Genomic DNA, 18,175 nt, shown 5'->3' with positions numbered 1-18,175 from the left:
AGGTCGGCACGAAGTGCCGGGTGAGGGTTCTATCCTCTTGGAGATTGTCCCAATGCGGAAACACCCTCTCCTCAGCCCTCCCCCGCAGGCGGGGGAGGGAGCGCACCTTTCGCGCAGTTGAGATCACGAATCTCATCAATCCAACGCACCTTGCGAGAAGAAGTGCTTGCGGATGCGCTGCACGAGCTCCGTGAACACCGGGTCGGCCATCGCGTCGAGCGAACGCGGGCGCGGCAGCGGCACGTCGTAGATTGCGGCGATCGCGCCGGGACGCTCGGTCATGACCAGCACGCGATCGGCGAGGAACACGGCTTCCGGAATCGAATGCGTGATCAGCAGAACCGTCTTCTTCGTCTCGCGCTGGATCCGCATCAATTCGACATTCATGCGCTCGCGCGTCAGCGCATCGAGCGCGCCGAACGGCTCGTCCATCAGCATGATCCTGGGATCGTGCACCAGCGCGCGGCAGATCGAGGCGCGCTGCTGCATGCCGCCGGAGAGCTGCCAGGGCAGCTTCTTCTCGAAGCCTTCGAGGCCGACCAGCTTCAGCAGCGACTTGGCGCGGTCGAGATATTCCTGCCGCGGCAGCCGCTTCATGTCGATCGGCAGCATCACGTTGGAGAGGATGTTGCGCCAGGGCAGGAGCAGCGCGTTCTGGAACACGATGCCGACATTGCCGTGCGGCGTCGTCACCTTCTCGCCCTCGACCAGGATCTCGCCCGTGGTCGGGGCCAGCAGGCCCGAGATCAGCTTGAGCAGCGTGGACTTGCCGCAGCCGGATGGGCCGACCACGACGAAGAACTCGCCGTCATTGATGTGGAAGTCGAGCGGCCGCAGCGACGGCACGTCGCCGTCGCGTGTCCGATAGGTCTTCGACACGCCCGACAGCTTGATGCCCGACGCATCGCCGGCCCGGCCTGACACCAGGCGCAGATGCCCGGCAGGCTGCACGTCAGCGATCTTTGTTGCTGGGTTCATTCGATCAAGTCACTCGTCGATTTGAGCCGTCATTCCGGGATGGTCCGAAGGACCAGACCCGGAATCTCGAGATTCCGGGTTCGCCCTGCGGGCGCCCCGGAATGACAGCATTCGGCTTACGAGCCGCTCTTCGGCAGGTAATCGTTGGTGTAGAACGCCTTCGGGTTCTCCTTGGCCTTGGCGTCGAGGCCGCCATATTCGACCATCAGGTTGACCGTATCCGTCATGTTCTGGTCGGTGACCTGGAACGGCCGCTTGCCCTTGGTCTCCGCGGTCCGATACAGCGGAATGGTCAGCTCAAAGCCCTGCGTCAGCGTGTCGATCTTGCCGCCCTTGGGATTGGCATCGAGGATCGACTGCGCCGCTGCTTTTGGCTCCTTCTCGGCGGCCTCGACCGCTTTCGTGGTCGCGGACATGAAGCGGCGGACGAGATCGGCATTGGCCTTCACATAGTCGGCGTTGGCGATGATGCCCGAGGAGACCATGTTGATGCCGTAGTCGGCGAACTTGATTGGGTAGACCTCCTTGCCCGTCGCGTCCTTGATCTTCATCGACTGGTCCATGACGTAGCCGAGCAGGAGATCGGCCTGGCCGTTGATGACAGCGTTGAGTTTGGTCTGGCCGTCGCCGGCGACGGTCTTGAAGTCGCTTTCCTTCAAGCCGGTCTTCTTCAGGAACAGCGGCCAGATCTGGGTCATTGAGTCCGCCGGCGTGATCGCGACGGTCTTGCCCTTGATGTCCTCGGGCTTCCTGATGTTCTTCTCGGCGAAGCCCATGGCGGACATCGGTGAGGTCTGCAGCAGCACCCCGGTCGCAACCACGGGCGCGCCCTTGATCGCAGCGCGCATCATGGTGGGAACGTCGACATAGCCGAAGTCCGCGGTCTTGGCGGCAACCGCTTGCGTGGTCGCAGCCGAGCCGCGGCCTTCCTGGATCTCGAGCTCGATGCCCTCAGCGGCATAAATGCCCTTGGCCTTGCCGTAATAGAACGGCGCGTGCTCGCCATAGACGTACCAGTTCAGCATCAGCACGACCTTGTCGGCTGCCTGCGCCGGCATGGCTGCGAACGCCAGCAGTGCCACGGATGCAGCCCCAATCCACTTCCTCATCGCTTCTCTCCCTTGCCGTTTGTTGCGTCGGCCTTTTGGTGGCCGCTCGTTGCTTTGGTCAGGATGCAAAGATCACGTCTTCACGCTGGCTGACATGCCAGGGGATGACCAGTTTCTCGATCCGGTCGACGATCCAGAACAGGATCACGCCGAGCAGCGCCAGGATCACCAGCGCCGCAAACATCGTCGGCAGGTCGAAGGTGCCGATCGAGCGCTGCATCACGTAGCCGATGCCGGAATTGGAGCCGACGAATTCGCCGACCACCGCGCCGACGACGGCGAGCGTCACCGAGACTTTGAGGCCGGAGAAGATCGCCGGCAGCGCATGCGGCAGGTTCACCGCACGAAACACCTGCAGCCGGCTGCCCTGCATGGCGCGGGCGAGATCGACCATGTCGGGGTCGACCGATTTGAAGCCCTGCACGGCGGAGACAACCACGGGGAAAAAGCCGAGCAGGAAAGCCGAAATCACCTTCGGAATGATGCCGAAGCCGAACCACACCACGAACAGCGGCGCGATCGCGATCTTCGGCACGGATTGCGAGAACACCAGCAGCGGATAGACGTAGCTCTCTACCGTCTTCGAGCCCGCAATCAGCATCGCGACGGGAATGCCGAACAGCGCCGACAGCAGGAAGCCGCAGACGGTCGCATAGGTGGTCGGCCAGGACTGTCGCAGCAGCTCCGGCCATTCGGTGCGCAGCACGACGACGACATCGAGCGGCGCCGGGATCTGGTAGGCGGGAATCTTGAAGATCCGGATCGCGAGATCCCAGGCGACGATGATGAAGACCAGGAACAAGAACGGCCGAACCCAGGCTGCGTTCAGCAGCTTGGAAACAGCGTTTTGCGGCTTGGGCTCTGCCAATTTTCACTCCCGGCAGTCTTCTTCGTTATGGCGAGAAATTAACCCGTTGGATAAATACTGTCCAGAGCTTTCCCTGTGACGTTTTGCGGCGGCAGTTCCCCGTCATGCCCGGGCTTGTCCCGGGCATCCACGTCTCTCCTACGCGCGGATGCACGTGGATGGCCGGGACAAGCCCGGCCATGACGGATACGGAAAGCTTCGAAAACTACACCGCTTGCACGACCGCGGCGTGCGACTTCGGCATCTGGCCGACCTCGAACAGCGCGGCGGACTTGCCCGTCAATGCCGCCAGAACGAGGCCGCTCATGTGCGCCAGCCGCTCGTCCTTGGCCTTCTTATCCAGGAGATCACGGCCGAAGATCACGCTGAGCGTTGCCGAGTTGGAGAGGTAGAAGAAGCTGAGCGCTGCGATCGAGATGTAGAGCTGAACCGGGTCGACCGCGACCTGGAAATCCCCGCTCTCGACGCCGCGGCGCACCACGGCGCGGATCATCTCGACGAAGGGCGAGTGCATCGACTTGACCTTGGTCGACTTCTTCAGGTGCTTGGCGCGCGCCAGGTTCTCGGTCTGCAGCAGCGACAGGAATTCGGGGTTGCGCAGGAAGTAGTTCCACGTGAACTCGATCAGGCGGCGGATCGCCTCGGGCGGATCGAGATGCTCGAGGTCGAGCCCCCGCTCCTCGCTGCGGATCTTGTCATAGGCGCCTTCGAGCACGGCGAGGTAGAGCTCGTCCTTGTTGCCGACGTGGTAGTAGAGCATGCGCTTGTTGGCGCCGGCCTTGGCCGCGATGCGGTCGACGCGCGCGCCGGCAAGACCATGGGCGGAAAACTCCTGCTTGGCGGCTTCGAGAATGCGCAGCCGCATCCCCTCGGGGTCGCGCTGCCATTTCAGAGTTCGCTTTGCCTTCGCCAAACCGGATGCTCGCTGGGTGATCCAGATATGGCGTGTAACACGCGCGCGGGCCTTTGAGAACGATCTCGTGCCCCGGACGCAGCGCAGCGCCTCTTCAGCGGTGCGCTGCAGAGCCGGGGCCCGTGTCTCCAAGTGAGAGGTCACCGCCTTCTAGGTCCCGGCTCTGCGCAGCAACGCAAGAGCGTTGCAGCGCGTCCGGGACACGATACCGTACGCTCCGCTCACTCCACCGGCTTCGGCGAGCGCTCCAGCAGCACGGTCTGGATCCCGCAGGTGCCGCTCCGCACCGTCATGATGCGCGTGCCCGGCTTGCGGCCGGTGCGCACCTCGGAGACGTCGAGTCCGGCAGCGATCAGGCGGGCGCGGGTGGCGTCGATGTCGGCGACGCGCCAGCTCAGGCCCCAGAGCCGGTCATGCGCGGCATCGCCGCCCGCGACCGGGCGGCGCACCACCTCGACGATGAGATCGCCGCAGCGGAAGAACATCAGCTGGCCCCAGTCCTGGTGCGAGCGGTCGAGCGCGAGATCGAGGCCGAGCCGGGCGCCGTAGAGCGCGGCGGCGCGCTCGGAATCCTCCGTGGTGACGACGACGTGGTCGAGCCCCTCGATCGGCGCGATGTCGGTCGCGGCCGACTTCGGACGCTCGTCGGCCAGCTCCAGGAAGAACATGCGCACGCCGCGCGTCAGCTCGGTGGCGGCCCGCGTGCGCTTCCAGTGCAGCACGGCGCCGGTGCCGGCGTCGCTGCTCTCGACCTCGGCGACCGGATCCGGCCTCAGGGCCACCCGCTCCAGCCGCCGGTGCATCTTGCCGATGTCGGCGACACGAAAGCACAGGCTGGCGAGCATGCCCTCCTGGTCGCCGAGCAGTGCGCGCATGCGGTCGGCGGTGACGCTGAAGCCGTGAGGGGCCATCAGCTCGATGGTCATGTTGTCGAAGGTGAACAGCACCCGGTCGGCGCCCTCGCCCGAGTTCTGCCAGGCCGGCGCGCGGGCGAGCAGCGTCTGATAGGCCGCCTTGGCCGCACCGATATCGCCCACCAGAACGACGATGTGATCGAGGCCGGTGATCATTCTGCACCCTTTTGATGGACCTGGAACCCACGGACCGGAAGACGGCGTTTGTCCGGGCTTGGCATTGGCCCGACATGGTCGTATTCCGGCACCATGCTGACCTCAAGCGCTTCGGGCGGCAGTTTTGCGAATAATTTCAGCGTCCCTCCGGAGCGGAACCGGTGCTAGAGTAATCCCGCCGGCCGGGACCACAAGCGCATCACGGACAAGCAATGCAGGCTCTCTTCATCGGACAGACCTATATCGACGTCGTCTTCATCACCGACCACATGCCGACCGGCGACGAGAAGCACGTGGCGCGTGACTACGCGGTCTCCTTCGGCGGCAATGCGGTGACGGCGGCATTCTGCTGCGCCAAGCTCGGCATCGTGCCGGACCTGATCGCGACCGCAGCCAATGACTGGCTCGGGCGCATGTTCCAGGACATGTGCGCGAAGTACGGCATCTCGCTGCATGGGCGCAAGGTCAACCAGTCCTCGCTCTCCTTCATCATGCCCAAGGACGGCAAGCGCGCCATCGTCCGCTGCCGCGACGACGACCACATCCACCCCTTTCCGATGCTCAATCTCGGCGGCTGCCGCGCGCTACATGTCGACGGCCATCAGCCGGATGCGGCGATCCACTATGCCAAGGTGTGCCGCGAGGCCGGCATCCTGACCTCGCTCGACGGCGGCGGCCTGCGCACCAACACCCATGAGCTGCTCGAATTCATCGACGTCGCCATAGTCGCCGAGCGCCTGTGCGAGCAGATGGACCTGACGCCGGAGAGGATGCTCGACTATCTCAAGAGCCGCGGCTGCAAGATCGGCGGCGTCACCATGGGCGAGAAGGGCCTGTTCTGGTACGACGAAACCGGGACGGTGCAGGTGATGCCGGCGATGCCGATCCCGCGCGAGCGCGTGATCGACACCAACGGCGCCGGCGACGTCTTCCACGGCGCCTATGTCTATTCCTACCTCGCCCATCCCGGCAAAAGCTGGCGCGAGCATTTTGACTTCGCTCGCGCCGCCTCGACCTTCAAGATCCAGCGCCTCGGCAACGAGGCCGGCTTGCCGACGCTGGTCGATATCGCGAAGGTCAGGCACGAGTTCGAGGTCAGGGTCTAGCGTTCGCCGAGGTCTGCTATGGGACGTGTCTTCGTCGCCGGCAGCATCAACATGGATGTGGTGGCGACGGCCGATCGCCATCCACGAATCGGCGAGACCGTCGCCGGCCGCCAGGTGCTGTATTTCCCGGGCGGCAAGGGCGCGAACCAGGCGGTGGCGGCGTCGCGGTTAGGGGCGCGGACCACGCTGATCGGACGACTGGGGAAGGATTCATTCGGCGCTGAGCTGAAGGGCTTTCTCAGCGAGCAGGGCATCGATCTCGGCTACGTCGTGGAGACGGCCGAGGCGCACACCGGGACGGCCATCATCACGGTGGCCGAGGCCGACAATACCATCGTCGTCGTTCCCGGGGCGAACGCGCTGGTCGGCGCAGACGACGTCAGCGTCGTGCCGATGCTGGCGGGCGACGTCGCCGTCAGCCAGTTCGAGATTCCGCTGCCGGCGATCGCCGCGTTCTTCCGCCGCGCCCGCGCGGCGGGGGCGGTGACCATGCTGAACCCGGCGCCGGCGCAGAAGATGCCGGGCGAGTTGCTGGCGCTGGTCGACATCCTCGTGCTGAACGAGACCGAGCTCGGCTTCCTCGCAGGCGTAGAGCTCTCCGAGAGCGACGCGGCCGCCCGCATCACCGACGTCGCGCGAAAACTTCAGGCGCGCGAGGACCAGACCATCTGCGTCACGCTCGGCAACCGCGGCGTGCTCGCGCTCGACGGGTGCGAGGAGATTTCGGTGGCCGGCCGTGTGGTGAAGGCGGTCGATACCACAGGCGCCGGCGACTGCTTTGTCGGCGCGCTCGCCGCGCAACTGGCTGACGGCGCAGCCTTGCGCGACGCCCTCGCCTTCGCCAACGCCGCCGCCTCAATCAGCGTGCAGCGCATGGGCGCCGGGCCATCGATGCCGACGGCGGCGGAAGTGGCGGAGGTGCTGTAGGGGCCTCTTCGCCTCTCCCCGCCTGCGGGGAGAGGTCGGAATTTGCGAGAGCAAATTCCGGTGAGGGGAGTCTCCGCGAGTCCAACTGTCACTGTGTGTGCGGAGAAAGCCCCTCACCCCAGCCCTCTCCCCGTAAGAACGGGGAGAGGGAGAAGAAAGACTACGCCAGGGCGCTCTTCAGGTCGAAGCTTTCGTCGGCGGCCTGCTCCGGCGTGATGGAACGGTCCATGGCCTGCAATCTCCGGCCGAACATGTGGTCGCCGGCGCGGTTGATGGATTCGATGCCGAGCAGCTTGTCGCCGCGATAGCAGAACGCCGAGAACGCCTTCTTGGCGGGATCCCCGCGCAGCACGACGCGGTCGTAGCCGGTCGTCAGCCCCGCGATCTGGAGCTTGTCCTCGCCCTGGTCGCTCCAGAACCAGGGATGGCTGTCGTACGGTTTCTTGTCGCCGGTCAGCTTTGCTGCGAGGCAGCGGGCGTGATCGGTGGCGTTCTGCACCGATTCCAGCCGCAGCGAGCCGCCGAAGCGTGGGCTCGCGAACAGCGCGCAATCGCCGATCGCGGAGATGTTGGGATCAGCCGTCGACAGATATTCATCGACGATGATGCCAGCGGCGACCGGCAACCCCGCCTCGGCCGCGAGCTCGATGTTCGGCAGCACGCCGACGCCGACCACGACGAGGTCAGCCGGCAGATGCCGCCCGTCGCTCAAGGACACGCCGGTGACCTTGCCGCCCTCGGCTTCGATCGAGGTCGCCTGCACGCCGAGATGGATGCGGATGCCGGCTTCGCGATGGCGGTCCTGGAAATACTCCGAGACCTCCGCTGTCACCGCCCGCGCCATCACGCGCGGGGCGAGCTCGAGCACGTCGACTTCGAGGCCCTTGATGCGGGCGGTCGCAGCGAATTCGAGGCCGATGAAGCCGGCGCCGATGATCACGGCGCGTGTCTTCGACGGCATGATCGCGCGCAGCGCCTCGCTGTCGTCGAGGATGCGCAAGTATTTCACGTCGGGCAGATTGGCATTGGGCAGATCAAGCAGGCGGTTGCGCGCGCCGGTCGCGAGCACGAGGTGGCCGTAATCCAGTGTCGCGCCCGAGGCGAGATGCACCTTGCGCCCGGCGCGGTCGATGGAGGCGGCGCGGCCGGCGATTAGCTCGATGGTCTGGTCCTGGTAAAACTTCTCGGGCCGGAACATCAGGCTCTCCGGACCCGCGGAGCCCTTGATGTAGGCCTTGGACAGCGGCGGCCGCTGATAGGGCAAATGCGCCTCGTCGTTGATCAGGCTGATGCGCTCGGAAAAGCCGGCCTGGCGCAGCGATGCTGCGACCTGGTAGCCGCCATGGCCGGCACCGACGATGATCACCGGGCCCGTCATCGGACAGCCCATTTCCGGAAGACACGAGCGTGACCCATGTCGCCTCCTCTCTCGCTGATTTTGGTTGCTGGCCTTGCGAGGAGCCGGCGCTCGTGTCCGTCCCATGGCGAAAGCGGGCCTATTTGAGCCTATCGTTCCGCCCGGCGCAAGAGCGGCGGCCGGGGATTGTCACCCCTGCCCTTCTGCGATTTAGTTCGAGCCTCGACCTCCTGCCGGAGAATTTTAAGATGACCGCTCCCGTCTCAAAGCCCGACGATCCCGCCCTGCTGCGGATCGATGGCCCGATCGCGACCATCACGCTGAACCGCCCTGCCGCGTTCAACGCGATCAACCTTGCGATTGCGCAGAAGCTCGAGCAGCTCGCGGCCTACGTCGAAGGCGCGGACGACATCCGCGTCGTCGTGCTCGAGGGCGAAGGCCGCGCCTTCTGCGCCGGCGGCGATCTGCAGACGATCGGAGCCGCCGCCGAAGCCGGCACGGTGACGCCCGTCGTCGGCGAGCTCCTGAAGCACTATCACGCCTTCATCGAGGTCGTCAGGCGCATGCCGAAGATCTCGCTGTCGAGCGTGCACGGCTCGGCGGCCGGCGCCGGCATGGGCCTCGCCTTCGTCACCGATCTCTGCATCGCCGCCGACGATGCCAAGTTCACGCCGGCCTATGCCAAGATCGGCGTGTCGCCCGACGGCGGCTCGACGGTCGGCATCGTCGGCACGGTCGGCTCCCGCCGCGCGCTGCAGATCTTTCTCGCCGAGGACAATTTTACCGCGCAGCAGGCCTATGAATGGGGCCTGGTCGCCAAGACCGTTCCCGCAACCGAGCTGAAGGCGGCTACGCGGCAGCTCGCCGAGCGTCTCGCGCAGAACCCGCCGGCTTCGATTGCCGGCACCAAGCAGCTGGTCTATCAGGCTGCGACCACGCCGGTGAAGCAGCAGCTCGATGCCGAGGAGCACAAGATCATCATGGCGATGAATACGGAGGCGTTCCGCACCGCGGTGAAGAAGTTCACGAGCAAGGGGAAGTAGCGGCCACACGATCGGTGGACAGTCGGTGGCTCAGCCCTTCGCGGGGCCCGTCCTCTGCATGAAGTCGAAATCGCAGCCCTCGTCGGCCTGCAGGATGGTCTCGTTGAACAGCCAGGCGTAGCCGCGCCGTGCTTCCTCCGGCGCGGCAACCGGCTTCAACGCAGCATGGCGCCGCTCCAGCTCGGCGGCGTCAACCAGCAGCTCGATGCTGCGCTTGGCCACGTCGAGACGGATCATGTCCCCGTTCTGAACCAGCGCCAGCGGTCCGCCGACGGCGGATTCCGGGGTGATGTGCAGCACGATTGTGCCGAACGCCGTGCCGCTCATGCGCGCATCCGAGATGCGCACCATGTCCTTGGTGCCGCCGCGCGCGAGCTTCTTGGGGATTGGCAGATAGCCGGCCTCGGGCATGCCGGGTGCGCCCTTCGGGCCGGCGTTGCGCAGCACCAGCACGTCGTCGGCGGTGACGTCGAGATCGGGATCATCGACCCGCAAGGTCATGTCCTCGACGGATTCGAACACCACGGCGCGCCCGGTGTGCTGCAACAGCTTCGGGCTGGCGGCCGATTGCTTGATGACCGCACCGCGCGGGGCGAGATTGCCGTGCAGGATGGCGAGGCCGCCCTCTTTCTTGATCGGATTGTTACGCGGGCGGATGGCATCCTGGCCCGGCACGTCCTCGGCATTCGCCGCGATCTCGCGCAACGTCTGGCCGCTGATCGTCCTGGCATCGAGATCGATGAGATCGCCGAGCTGCGCCAACAGCTTCGGCACGCCACCGGCGTGGTGGAAGTGCTCCATATAGTGCTCGCCGGACGGCTTGAGGTCGACCAGCACCGGCACCTCGCGGCCGATCTGGTCGAACGCTGCGAGATCGAGCCGGTGCGGCGAGCGATGCGCCATCGCGGTGAGATGGATCAGGCCGTTGGTCGAGCCACCGATCGCCTGCAGCACGACTTGCGCGTTCTTGAACGAGGCCGGCGTCAACACTTCGCTCGGCTTCGGTCCCTTGGCCTTGGCCATCTCGGCGGCGACCTTGCCGCTGGCCTCGGCGAGACGGAAGCGCTCGGCATGCGGCGCGGGAATCGTCGCGCTCATCGGCAGCGACAGGCCCATCGCCTCGATCATGCAGGCCATGGTCGAGGCCGTGCCCATCACCATGCAGGTGCCGACCGACGGTGCGAGGCGGCCATTCACCGCCTCGATCTCGGCATCGTCCATGTCGCCGGCGCGATATTTCGCCCAGAGACGGCGGCAGTCGGTGCAGGCCCCCAGCACCTCGCCCTTGTGATGGCCGACCACCATGGGGCCGACAGGAATGACCACGGTCGGCAGATCGGCGCTGATCGCAGCCATCACCTGCGCCGGCAGCGTCTTGTCGCAGCCGCCGATGACGATCACCGCATCCATCGGCTGGGCGCGGATCATCTCCTCGGTGTCCATCGCCATCAGATTGCGCAGGTACATCGAGGTCGGATGCGCAAAGCTCTCGGCAATCGAGATGGTCGGGAACACGAACGGCATCGCTCCCGACAGCATCACGCCGCGCTTGGCGGCCTCGATGATCTCAGGGACGTTGCCGTGGCAGGGATTGTAGTCGCTATAGGTGTTGGTGATGCCGACGATCGGGCGCTCGAGCGCGTCGTCGGAATAGCCCATGGCCTTGATGAACGCCTTGCGCAGGAACAGCGAGAAGCCGGCATCGCCATAGCTCGTCAGACCCTTGCGCAAGCCACTCGTCATCATGCCGCTCCTTCTAGCTTACCATTGTGGTACAGCCCGCCCCTCGGATGTCAATAAGGCCGGCCTTCGCCTCTCCCCGCTTGCGGCAAGGCTATCGCATTTGAGAGCTTGCCCCTGCGGCCACTCAGTATCGTCTCAGCAGCCCGCGATCCGCGCCGGCCTCTCCATAGTCGGCGCAGGCTCGTTTCGGGTTCCTGATCAGGTCTGCCCGGACCCGCTTGAACGTCTTGCCAGCCGCCTCGAACACTTCGGACCGGAATTTGCCGGGATCGTAGGCCTCGCCATCATAGGCCTTGATGGCCGCGCCATAGGCATCGATCATCGCCATCGCCGCCTCAGGGCTCCCGAGCAGCCGGGCGCCGAGTTGAACGCCGCCGCTGCCATCGACCTCATAACCGTCGCATCGTTGCTCCAGCACCACGGATGCGGTGACGAGTTGATCGAGGAACGTCGCTTCGGCGTCGCTGAGGGGTGCGGCTTGCGACGGTCCTGGCACGATCGTCGCAAGCATTGCGAGGACTGACAATTTGAATTTCATTGTCGTGGCTTTCGATTCCGATCGCACGAAACGAGAGCCGGATGACGTCCGCAGTGGGGTTGATCTAGATCAATGGCGGTCTCCCGCGAGTCACATGCTTGCTGACGGGCATCATTCTTTCAACACGTCATTGCGAGCGCAGCGCAGCAATCCAGTATCCCTCCGCGGAAAGACGCTGGTTTGCTTCGCGGAGCCTGTCATCGGCCGCGCTTCGCGCGGACCCGTTGGCTCGCAATGACGGTAGTGAGTACTGCGTCCCGACTGTCACCGTCCTCGCGGAGACGCCCCTCACCCCAACCCTCTCAGCGCGAGCAAAGCTCGTCGCCGCCTCGTAAGAACGGGGCTCGGCCATGTCGCGCGCTCCCTACCGCTTGTTCCAATCGATGATCCGGCTCGGGTCGGCGTCGAACTCCATGCTGCAGAACGTGCCGCCCTGGAAATAATCGCCGACCGGATCCGGCTTCAACTTGGCCTGCTCGGCCATGGCATGCTCGCGGAAATCTTCGGCGCGGCCCGTTGGGCGATAGCCGAATTCGTAGGCGCGGTGGTTGTCCCACCAGGCGCGCTCGTTGAAGGAGGCGCCGTAGAAGATCTCGAAATGGATATCGGGATGCTCGAGCCCGATGCGGCAGAGCTGCACGAGATCGTCCGGCTTGAGCCAGATCGAGAGCCGGCGCTTGTCCAGCGGCATGTCGCCGAAATTGCCGATGCGCAGGCATGTCACCTTGAGGCCATGCTTGTCGGCGTAGAGCGCGCCGACGGCCTCGCCGAACACCTTGCTGACGCCGTAGCGGCCGTCCGGGCGCGGGGTGACGTCGGTGCCGATCTTGTGATGGCGCGGATAGAAGCCGACCGCGTGGTTCGACGAGGCGAACACCACGCGTTTGACGCCCTTGCGGTACGCCGCCTCGAACAGATTGTAGCCGCCGATGATGTTGGCCTGGAGGATCTGATCCCAGGTGCCTTCGACCGAATAGCCGCCGAAATGCAGGATGCCGTCGACGCCCTCGCAGATCGCCTCGCATTGCGCGAGATCGGCGAGGTCCGCGGCCTTGAACTGTTCGTTGGCGCCGAGATCGGCCGGCGGCTTGATATCGGAGAGCAGGAGATCCGGATAGATCGGCGGCAGCAGTTTCCGCAGGCTCGTGCCGATTCCACCCGAAGCTCCCGTCATCAAAATACGCGGCATGTCTTTCCTCACCTCTGGTGACCGATTTGCGGCCACGTGTCTCTAATGATAGCAGGATTGTCCAGAGGGAACGAAACGAGAGAACCGGCATGAATGAGGCATCGTCCCACACCCAGGAGCGGCCAGGCTGGCGGCCGGCGACGTATTACCCCGATCCCGCGATTAGGGCATTCGATCCCCGCTTCGAAAAATACTGGCTGAAACTGTCGGCGGTGGAGCGGCTGGCGACCGGCCTGCGCTGGGCCGAGGGGCCGGTCTGGTTCGGCGACGGGCGCTATCTGCTCTGCAGCGACATCCCGAACCAGCGCATCCTCAAATGGGAGGAAGAGACGGGGGCCGTCAGCGTGTTCCGCAAGCCCTCGAATTTTGCCAATGGCAATACGCGTGACCGGCAGGGCCGGCTGATCACCTGCGAGCACGGCGGCCGGCGCGTGGTGCGCACCGAGTATGACGGCAGCATCACCGTGCTGATGGATCAATTCAACGGCAAGCGGTTGAACTCGCCGAACGATGTCGTTGTTAAATCGGACGGCTCGATCTGGTTCACCGATCCGACCTTCGGGCTGCTCGGCAACTACGAGGGCTACAAGGCCGAGTCCGAGATCGATCCGAACGTCTATCGACTCGATCCTGAGACGGGCAAGGCGACCATCGTCGCCGAGGGCGTGCTCGGGCCGAACGGGCTGTGCTTCTCGCCGGACGAGAAGATCCTCTATGTCGTGGAATCGCGCGGCGTTCCGAACCGCAAGATCCTCGCCTATGACGTCTCGCCCGAGGGCACCACGATCGCGAACAAGCGCGTCCATATCGATGCCGGGCCGGGCACGCCCGACGGCATGCGCTGCGACGTCGACGGCAATCTCTGGTGCGGCTGGGGCATGGGCGATCCCGAGCTCGACGGCGTCGTGGTGTTCGCACCCGACGGCGTCATGATCGGCCGTATCGCGCTGCCCGAGCGTTGCGCCAACGTCTGCTTCGGCGGCGTCAAGCGCAACCGCCTGTTCATGGCCGCGAGCCAGTCGATCTATGCGCTGTATGTGAACACGCAGGGCGCGGTGGGGGGATAGGCGCGTTGCTCTTGTAGCCCGGATGGAGCGGAGCGCAATCCGGGGACCGCTCCCGCATTACGCTTCGCTCCATGCGGCCTACAAACAAAAGCGCCGGAGCAGTTACCCGCTCCGGCGTCGTGCTTGTTCAGAAGATTAAGACTTACGCCGCGTTGAAGCCGGCGACCGCCTTCACTTCGAGGAAGTCCTCGAGGCCGAACTTGCCCCACTCGCGGCCGTTGCCGGACTGCTTGTAGCCGCCGAACGGCGCGGTGCGGTCGTTGGGCACGCCTTGCAGGTTGACGTTGCCGGCGCGGATCTGGCGGCCGACGCGCTTGGCGTCCTCGACCGTCGGGCCCGTGACGTAGCCGGCGAGGCCATAGGGCGTATCGTTGGCGATGCGCACAGCGTCGGCTTCGTCCTTGGCGCCGATGATGGTCAGCACCGGCCCGAAGATCTCCTCGCGCGCGATCGTCATGTCAGGGGTGACGTCGGCGAAGATGGTGGGACGGACATAGAAGCCCTTGTTGACGCCTTCGGGCAGGCCCGGGCCGCCGGCGACGAGCGTGGCGCCCTCGTCGATGCCCTTCTTGATTAGGCCCTGGATCTTGTCCCACTGGCCGCGATTGACCACCGGGCCGATGGTGGTGCCTTCGGCGCGCGGATCGCCGGCCTTGGTCTTGTCGGCGACGGCCTTGGCGATCGCGGCGACCTCCTTCATCTTCGAGAGCGGCACGATCATGCGCGAAGGCGCGTTGCAGGACTGGCCCGAGTTGTTGAACATGTGCATCACGCCGCCGGTCACCGCCTTCGTGAGGTCGGCGCCTTCGAGGATGACGTTCGGCGACTTGCCGCCGAGCTCCTGGCTGACGCGCTTGACGGTGGGCGCGGCGCGCTTGGCGACGTCGATGCCGGCCCGGGTCGAGCCGGTGAAGGAGATCATGTCGATATCAGGGTGCTCGCTCATGGCGGCTCCGACCTCGGGGCCGAGGCCGTTGACGAGGTTGAACACGCCCTTGGGCACGCCGGCTTCATGCAGGATCTCCGCGAAGATCAGCGCCGAGGTCGGCGTGAACTCGCTGGGCTTCAGGATCATGGTGCAGCCGGCGGCGAGCGCGGGCGCGACCTTGCAGGCGATCTGGTTCAGCGGCCAGTTCCAGGGCGTGATCATGCCGACCACGCCGATCGGCTCGCGCAGCACCATGGCGGTGCCGACCGGCTCCTCGAAATGATAGTTCTTGAGCACGTCGAGCGTGGTCATGAGATGGCCGAGGCCGGCGCCGGCCTGCAGCTTTTCCGCCATCGGCAGCGGTGCGCCCATCTCGTCGGAGACGGCGGCGCCGATCTCCTTGAGGCGGCCCTTGTAGACCTCGATGATCTTGGTGAGCAGCGCGACGCGCTCCTCGCGGCTGGTCTGGGAGAAGGTCGCGAAGGCGCGCTTGGCGGCGGCGACCGCCTTGTCCACGTCGGCCTTGGAGCCCAGCGCAACCTCGTACATCGCCTCTTCCGTCGCCGGATTGATCACGGCGGTGGACTTCTTGACGGCAGGATCGACCCAGGCGCCGTCGATGTAGAATTGCATGCGATTGACCATCGTTAACCTCTTCTTGGGGGCTTGGAGGGGGCGTTTCGGCAGGCATCCTTGCACGAAAGCGCCGGCAATTGAACCCGCCATATGCGGGGCCAGCGTTGCGGCGAGCGGAATATGTGACGCGATTTAAAGCGAGGCAAGCGGCTCTGGGTCCCGACTCTGCGCAGCAGCGTTGCACGCTGCAGCGCGTCCGGGACACGAGATTGTAACGAGCCTAGACAGTCTCGTGCCCCGGACGCAGCGCAGCACTTCTTCAGTGATGCGCTGCTGAGCCGGGGCCCATGCAACGCAGAGTTACCTCCGCTACACCGCCATCTTCCGATGCAGCACCGGCGCGCCGGTGGTGAGGCTTTCGGCCGCATCGATGATGGCGTTGGCGTCGATGCCGTAGTGCCGATAAAGGTCCGCGATGCTGCCGGTCTGGCCGAACTGCTCGACGCCGAGCGCCTCGACACGGTGGCCGCGGACGCTGCCGAGCCAGCCGAGCGCGGCGGGATGGCCGTCGATCACGGTCACGATGCCGCAGTCGCGCGGCAGCGGCGCGAGCAGCTTTTCGATGTGGCTGAGATGCTGCACGCCGCGGCGGTCACGCCGCAATTTCCGCGCGGCGGTCCACCCGGCGTGGAGGCGATCGGCCGAAGTGATCGCGAGCAGCCCGACGTCGCGGCGGCTCTCGCCGATGAAGCCGGTCGCCTCGATCGCTTCGGGCGCAACCGCGCCGGTATAGGCGATCACGACCTCGGCATTCGGCCCCGGCTTGCGCAGCCAATAGGCGCCATCGGTGATGCCCTGCCGCAGCTCCGGGGTCATGATCCGCTGCGCCTGCTCGATTGCGCGCGTCGAGAGCCGCAAATAAATCGAGCCGCCCTCGCCCGGATCGCGTTGCATATGCTCGAAGCCGAAAGCCATGATCACGGCGAGCTCGTCGACGAAGGCCGGCTCGAACGAGGTGAGCCCGTCCTGCGCCATGCCAATCAGGGGCGTTGCGATCGACTGATGCGCGCCGCCTTCCGGCGCGAGCGTGAGGCCTGACGGCGTCGCCGCCACCATGAAGCGGGCGTCCTGGTAGCAGGCGTAGTTCAGCGCATCGAGGCCGCGCTCGATGAAGGGATCATAGAGCGTGCCGACCGGCAGCAGCCGCTCGCCGTTGATCTGGTGCGACAGGCCGAGCGCCGAGAGCATGATGAACAGGTTCATCTCGGCGATGCCGAGCTCCAGATGCTGGCCCTTCGGTGAAGCGTCCCAATTGTAGGTCGAGGGAATTTTCTCGCTACGGAATAAATCCGCCTTCTCGGCCCGTGCGAACAGGCCGCGGCGGTTGACCCAGGGGCCGAGATTGGTCGAGACTGTGACGTCGGGCGAGGTCGTGACGATGCGCCTGGCCAGCTCATTGTCGCTGCGCGCGATCTCGTTCAGCACGAGGCCAAAGCCCTGCTGGGTCGACATCTGCGGCGACGGCTTGAAGGCGAGCTGCTGCGGCACCTCGACGACGGGCGCCGTGAGCCGTCGACCATCCTGGTTGAACGGCACCCGCGCGAGGAAGGCTTCCAGCTCGGCTGCATCCTGCGACAGCCCTTCGAACTTGTCCCATTCGTGTCCGGGACGGATGTTCTGGCTGTCGCGATATTTCTCCATCTGCGCGACCGTCATCAGCCCGGCGTGATTGTCCTTGTGGCCCTGGAACGGCAGGCCGACGCCCTTGATGGTGTAGGCGATGAAGCAGACCGGGCGGTCGTGATCGATGGAATCGAACGCCTCCAGCATGCTCGCCATGTCGTGGCCGCCGAGATTCGACATCAGCGCCAAGAGCTCCGCGTCGCTGCGCTTGTCGATCAGTTTTGTGATCGGGCCCTGGTCGCCGATCTCGTCATGGAGGTGCTTGCGGAAGGCCGCGCCGCCCTGGAAGCACAGCGCCGCATAGAGCGCGTTCGGGCAATTGTCGATCCAGCGCTTGAGCGCCTCGCCGCCGGGCTCGGCGAAGGCCTCGCGCATCAGGCGGCCGTATTTCACGATGACGACGTCCCAGCCGAAATTGCGGAACATGGTCTCGAACTTTTCCCACAGACCTTCGCGCACGACGGCATCAAGCGACTGGCGGTTATAGTCGACCACCCACCAGGTGTTGCGCAGGCCGTGCTTCCAGCCCTCCGCGAGCGCCTCGAAGATGTTGCCCTCGTCCATCTCGGCATCGCCGACGAGGGCAATCATCCGCCCCTCGCGGCGGTCCTTCATCCAGCCATGCGCTTTGACGTAGTCCTGCACCAGCGAGGAGAACAGCGTCTGCGCGACGCCGAGGCCGACCGAGCCGGTGGAAAAATCGACGTCGTCGACGTCCTTGGTGCGCGAGGGATAGGACTGCGCGCCCTTGAAGCCGCGAAAGTTCTCCAGCTTCTCGCGGCTCTGCCGGCCAAACAGATACTGGATGGCGTGGAACACCGGGCTCGCATGCGGCTTCACCGCGACGCGGTCCTCGGGCCGCAGCACATGGAAATACAGCGCCGACATGATGGTCGCGAGCGAGGCCGAGGAGGCCTGGTGGCCGCCGACCTTGAGGCCGTCGGCATTGGGCCGGATGTGGTTGGCGTGGTGGATGGTCCAGGACGACAGCCACAGCGCCTTGCGGCTGAGGGCGGTCAGGATATCGAGACGGGCGGAATCGACGGGCATGGCGATGCTCCGGGAAATATGCACCGATCA

General features: G+C 65.3%; 15 protein-coding genes. 4 read left to right on the top strand and 11 right to left on the bottom strand.

Annotation, left to right across the window (positions count from 1 at the left end; all coding sequences use genetic code 11):
• Window positions 1–135: 135 nt before the first annotated feature.
• The 5 genes from N2604_RS14815 to N2604_RS14795 all read right to left on the bottom strand — a co-directional run bounded on the left by N2604_RS14815 (window position 136) and on the right by N2604_RS14795 (window position 4,938).
• Window positions 136–978, bottom strand: coding sequence for an ABC transporter ATP-binding protein (locus N2604_RS14815; RefSeq protein ID WP_260375358.1), 843 nt, complete (start codon window positions 976–978; stop codon window positions 136–138).
• Window positions 979–1,094: 116 nt separating this feature from the next.
• Window positions 1,095–2,087: an ABC transporter substrate-binding protein gene (locus tag N2604_RS14810; protein WP_260375357.1), complete on the bottom strand. Its 993-nt coding sequence runs from the start codon at window positions 2,085–2,087 to the stop codon at window positions 1,095–1,097.
• Between the two features lie 58 nt (window positions 2,088–2,145).
• Window positions 2,146–2,955, bottom strand: coding sequence for an ABC transporter permease (locus tag N2604_RS14805; RefSeq protein ID WP_260375355.1), 810 nt, complete (start codon window positions 2,953–2,955; stop codon window positions 2,146–2,148).
• Between the two features lie 205 nt (window positions 2,956–3,160).
• Window positions 3,161–3,868, bottom strand: coding sequence for a TetR/AcrR family transcriptional regulator (locus N2604_RS14800; RefSeq protein ID WP_260375354.1), 708 nt, complete (start codon window positions 3,866–3,868; stop codon window positions 3,161–3,163).
• Between the two features lie 221 nt (window positions 3,869–4,089).
• Complete coding sequence (locus N2604_RS14795) at window positions 4,090–4,938, bottom strand: VOC family protein (RefSeq protein ID WP_260375353.1); 849 nt, start codon at window positions 4,936–4,938, stop codon at window positions 4,090–4,092.
• 212 nt (window positions 4,939–5,150) lie between these two features.
• Here N2604_RS14795 and N2604_RS14790 point away from each other — a divergent pair, with 212 nt between their 5' ends.
• Both N2604_RS14790 and N2604_RS14785 read left to right on the top strand, forming a co-directional pair.
• Complete coding sequence (locus N2604_RS14790; RefSeq protein ID WP_260375352.1) at window positions 5,151–6,044, top strand: sugar kinase; 894 nt, start codon at window positions 5,151–5,153, stop codon at window positions 6,042–6,044.
• 18 nt (window positions 6,045–6,062) lie between these two features.
• On the top strand, window positions 6,063–6,971 hold the full coding sequence (locus N2604_RS14785; protein WP_260375350.1) for a ribokinase: 909 nt from the start codon (window positions 6,063–6,065) through the stop codon (window positions 6,969–6,971).
• A gap of 160 nt (window positions 6,972–7,131) precedes the next feature.
• Here N2604_RS14785 and N2604_RS14780 read toward each other — a convergent pair whose 3' ends face one another.
• Window positions 7,132–8,349 (bottom strand): NAD(P)/FAD-dependent oxidoreductase, encoded by a 1,218-nt coding sequence (locus N2604_RS14780; RefSeq protein ID WP_260375349.1) that lies wholly within the window; start codon window positions 8,347–8,349, stop codon window positions 7,132–7,134.
• Between the two features lie 227 nt (window positions 8,350–8,576).
• Here N2604_RS14780 and N2604_RS14775 point away from each other — a divergent pair, with 227 nt between their 5' ends.
• Window positions 8,577–9,371 (top strand): enoyl-CoA hydratase/isomerase family protein, encoded by a 795-nt coding sequence (locus tag N2604_RS14775; RefSeq protein WP_260375348.1) that lies wholly within the window; start codon window positions 8,577–8,579, stop codon window positions 9,369–9,371.
• A 30-nt stretch (window positions 9,372–9,401) separates the two neighbouring features.
• Here the strand turns inward: N2604_RS14775 and N2604_RS14770 are convergent, their stop codons facing one another.
• The 3 genes from N2604_RS14770 to N2604_RS14760 all read right to left on the bottom strand — a co-directional run bounded on the left by N2604_RS14770 (window position 9,402) and on the right by N2604_RS14760 (window position 12,841).
• Window positions 9,402–11,114, bottom strand: coding sequence for an IlvD/Edd family dehydratase (locus N2604_RS14770; RefSeq protein ID WP_260375347.1), 1,713 nt, complete (start codon window positions 11,112–11,114; stop codon window positions 9,402–9,404).
• 124 nt (window positions 11,115–11,238) lie between these two features.
• Window positions 11,239–11,652 (bottom strand): hypothetical protein, encoded by a 414-nt coding sequence (locus N2604_RS14765; protein WP_260375346.1) that lies wholly within the window; start codon window positions 11,650–11,652, stop codon window positions 11,239–11,241.
• Window positions 11,653–12,016: 364 nt separating this feature from the next.
• On the bottom strand, window positions 12,017–12,841 hold the full coding sequence (locus N2604_RS14760) for an NAD(P)-dependent oxidoreductase (protein WP_260375345.1): 825 nt from the start codon (window positions 12,839–12,841) through the stop codon (window positions 12,017–12,019).
• A gap of 89 nt (window positions 12,842–12,930) precedes the next feature.
• Between N2604_RS14760 and N2604_RS14755 the strand changes: the two genes are divergently transcribed.
• Window positions 12,931–13,908: an SMP-30/gluconolactonase/LRE family protein gene (locus tag N2604_RS14755; RefSeq protein ID WP_260375344.1), complete on the top strand. Its 978-nt coding sequence runs from the start codon at window positions 12,931–12,933 to the stop codon at window positions 13,906–13,908.
• A gap of 142 nt (window positions 13,909–14,050) precedes the next feature.
• On the opposite strand, the gene N2604_RS14750 is transcribed toward N2604_RS14755, so the two are convergent.
• Together N2604_RS14750 and N2604_RS14745 are read right to left on the bottom strand one after the other, a co-directional pair.
• Window positions 14,051–15,481 carry an aldehyde dehydrogenase family protein gene (locus N2604_RS14750; RefSeq protein WP_260375343.1) on the bottom strand — a complete coding sequence of 477 codons (1,431 nt, stop codon included), beginning with the start codon at window positions 15,479–15,481 and terminating at the stop codon, window positions 14,051–14,053.
• Window positions 15,482–15,781: 300 nt separating this feature from the next.
• The gene (locus N2604_RS14745) at window positions 15,782–18,145 is read right to left on the bottom strand and encodes a transketolase (protein WP_260375342.1); all 2,364 of its coding nucleotides are present in this window, start codon (window positions 18,143–18,145) and stop codon (window positions 15,782–15,784) included.
• Window positions 18,146–18,175: the final 30 nt, after the last annotated feature.

Origin of the sequence: Bradyrhizobium sp. CB1015 (genome assembly GCF_025200925.1) — a bacterium.
Lineage (GTDB): Bacteria > Pseudomonadota > Alphaproteobacteria > Rhizobiales > Xanthobacteraceae > Bradyrhizobium.
The sequence above is the reverse complement of the archived record's forward strand: the minus strand, read 5'-3'. Positions and strand labels throughout refer to the sequence as shown.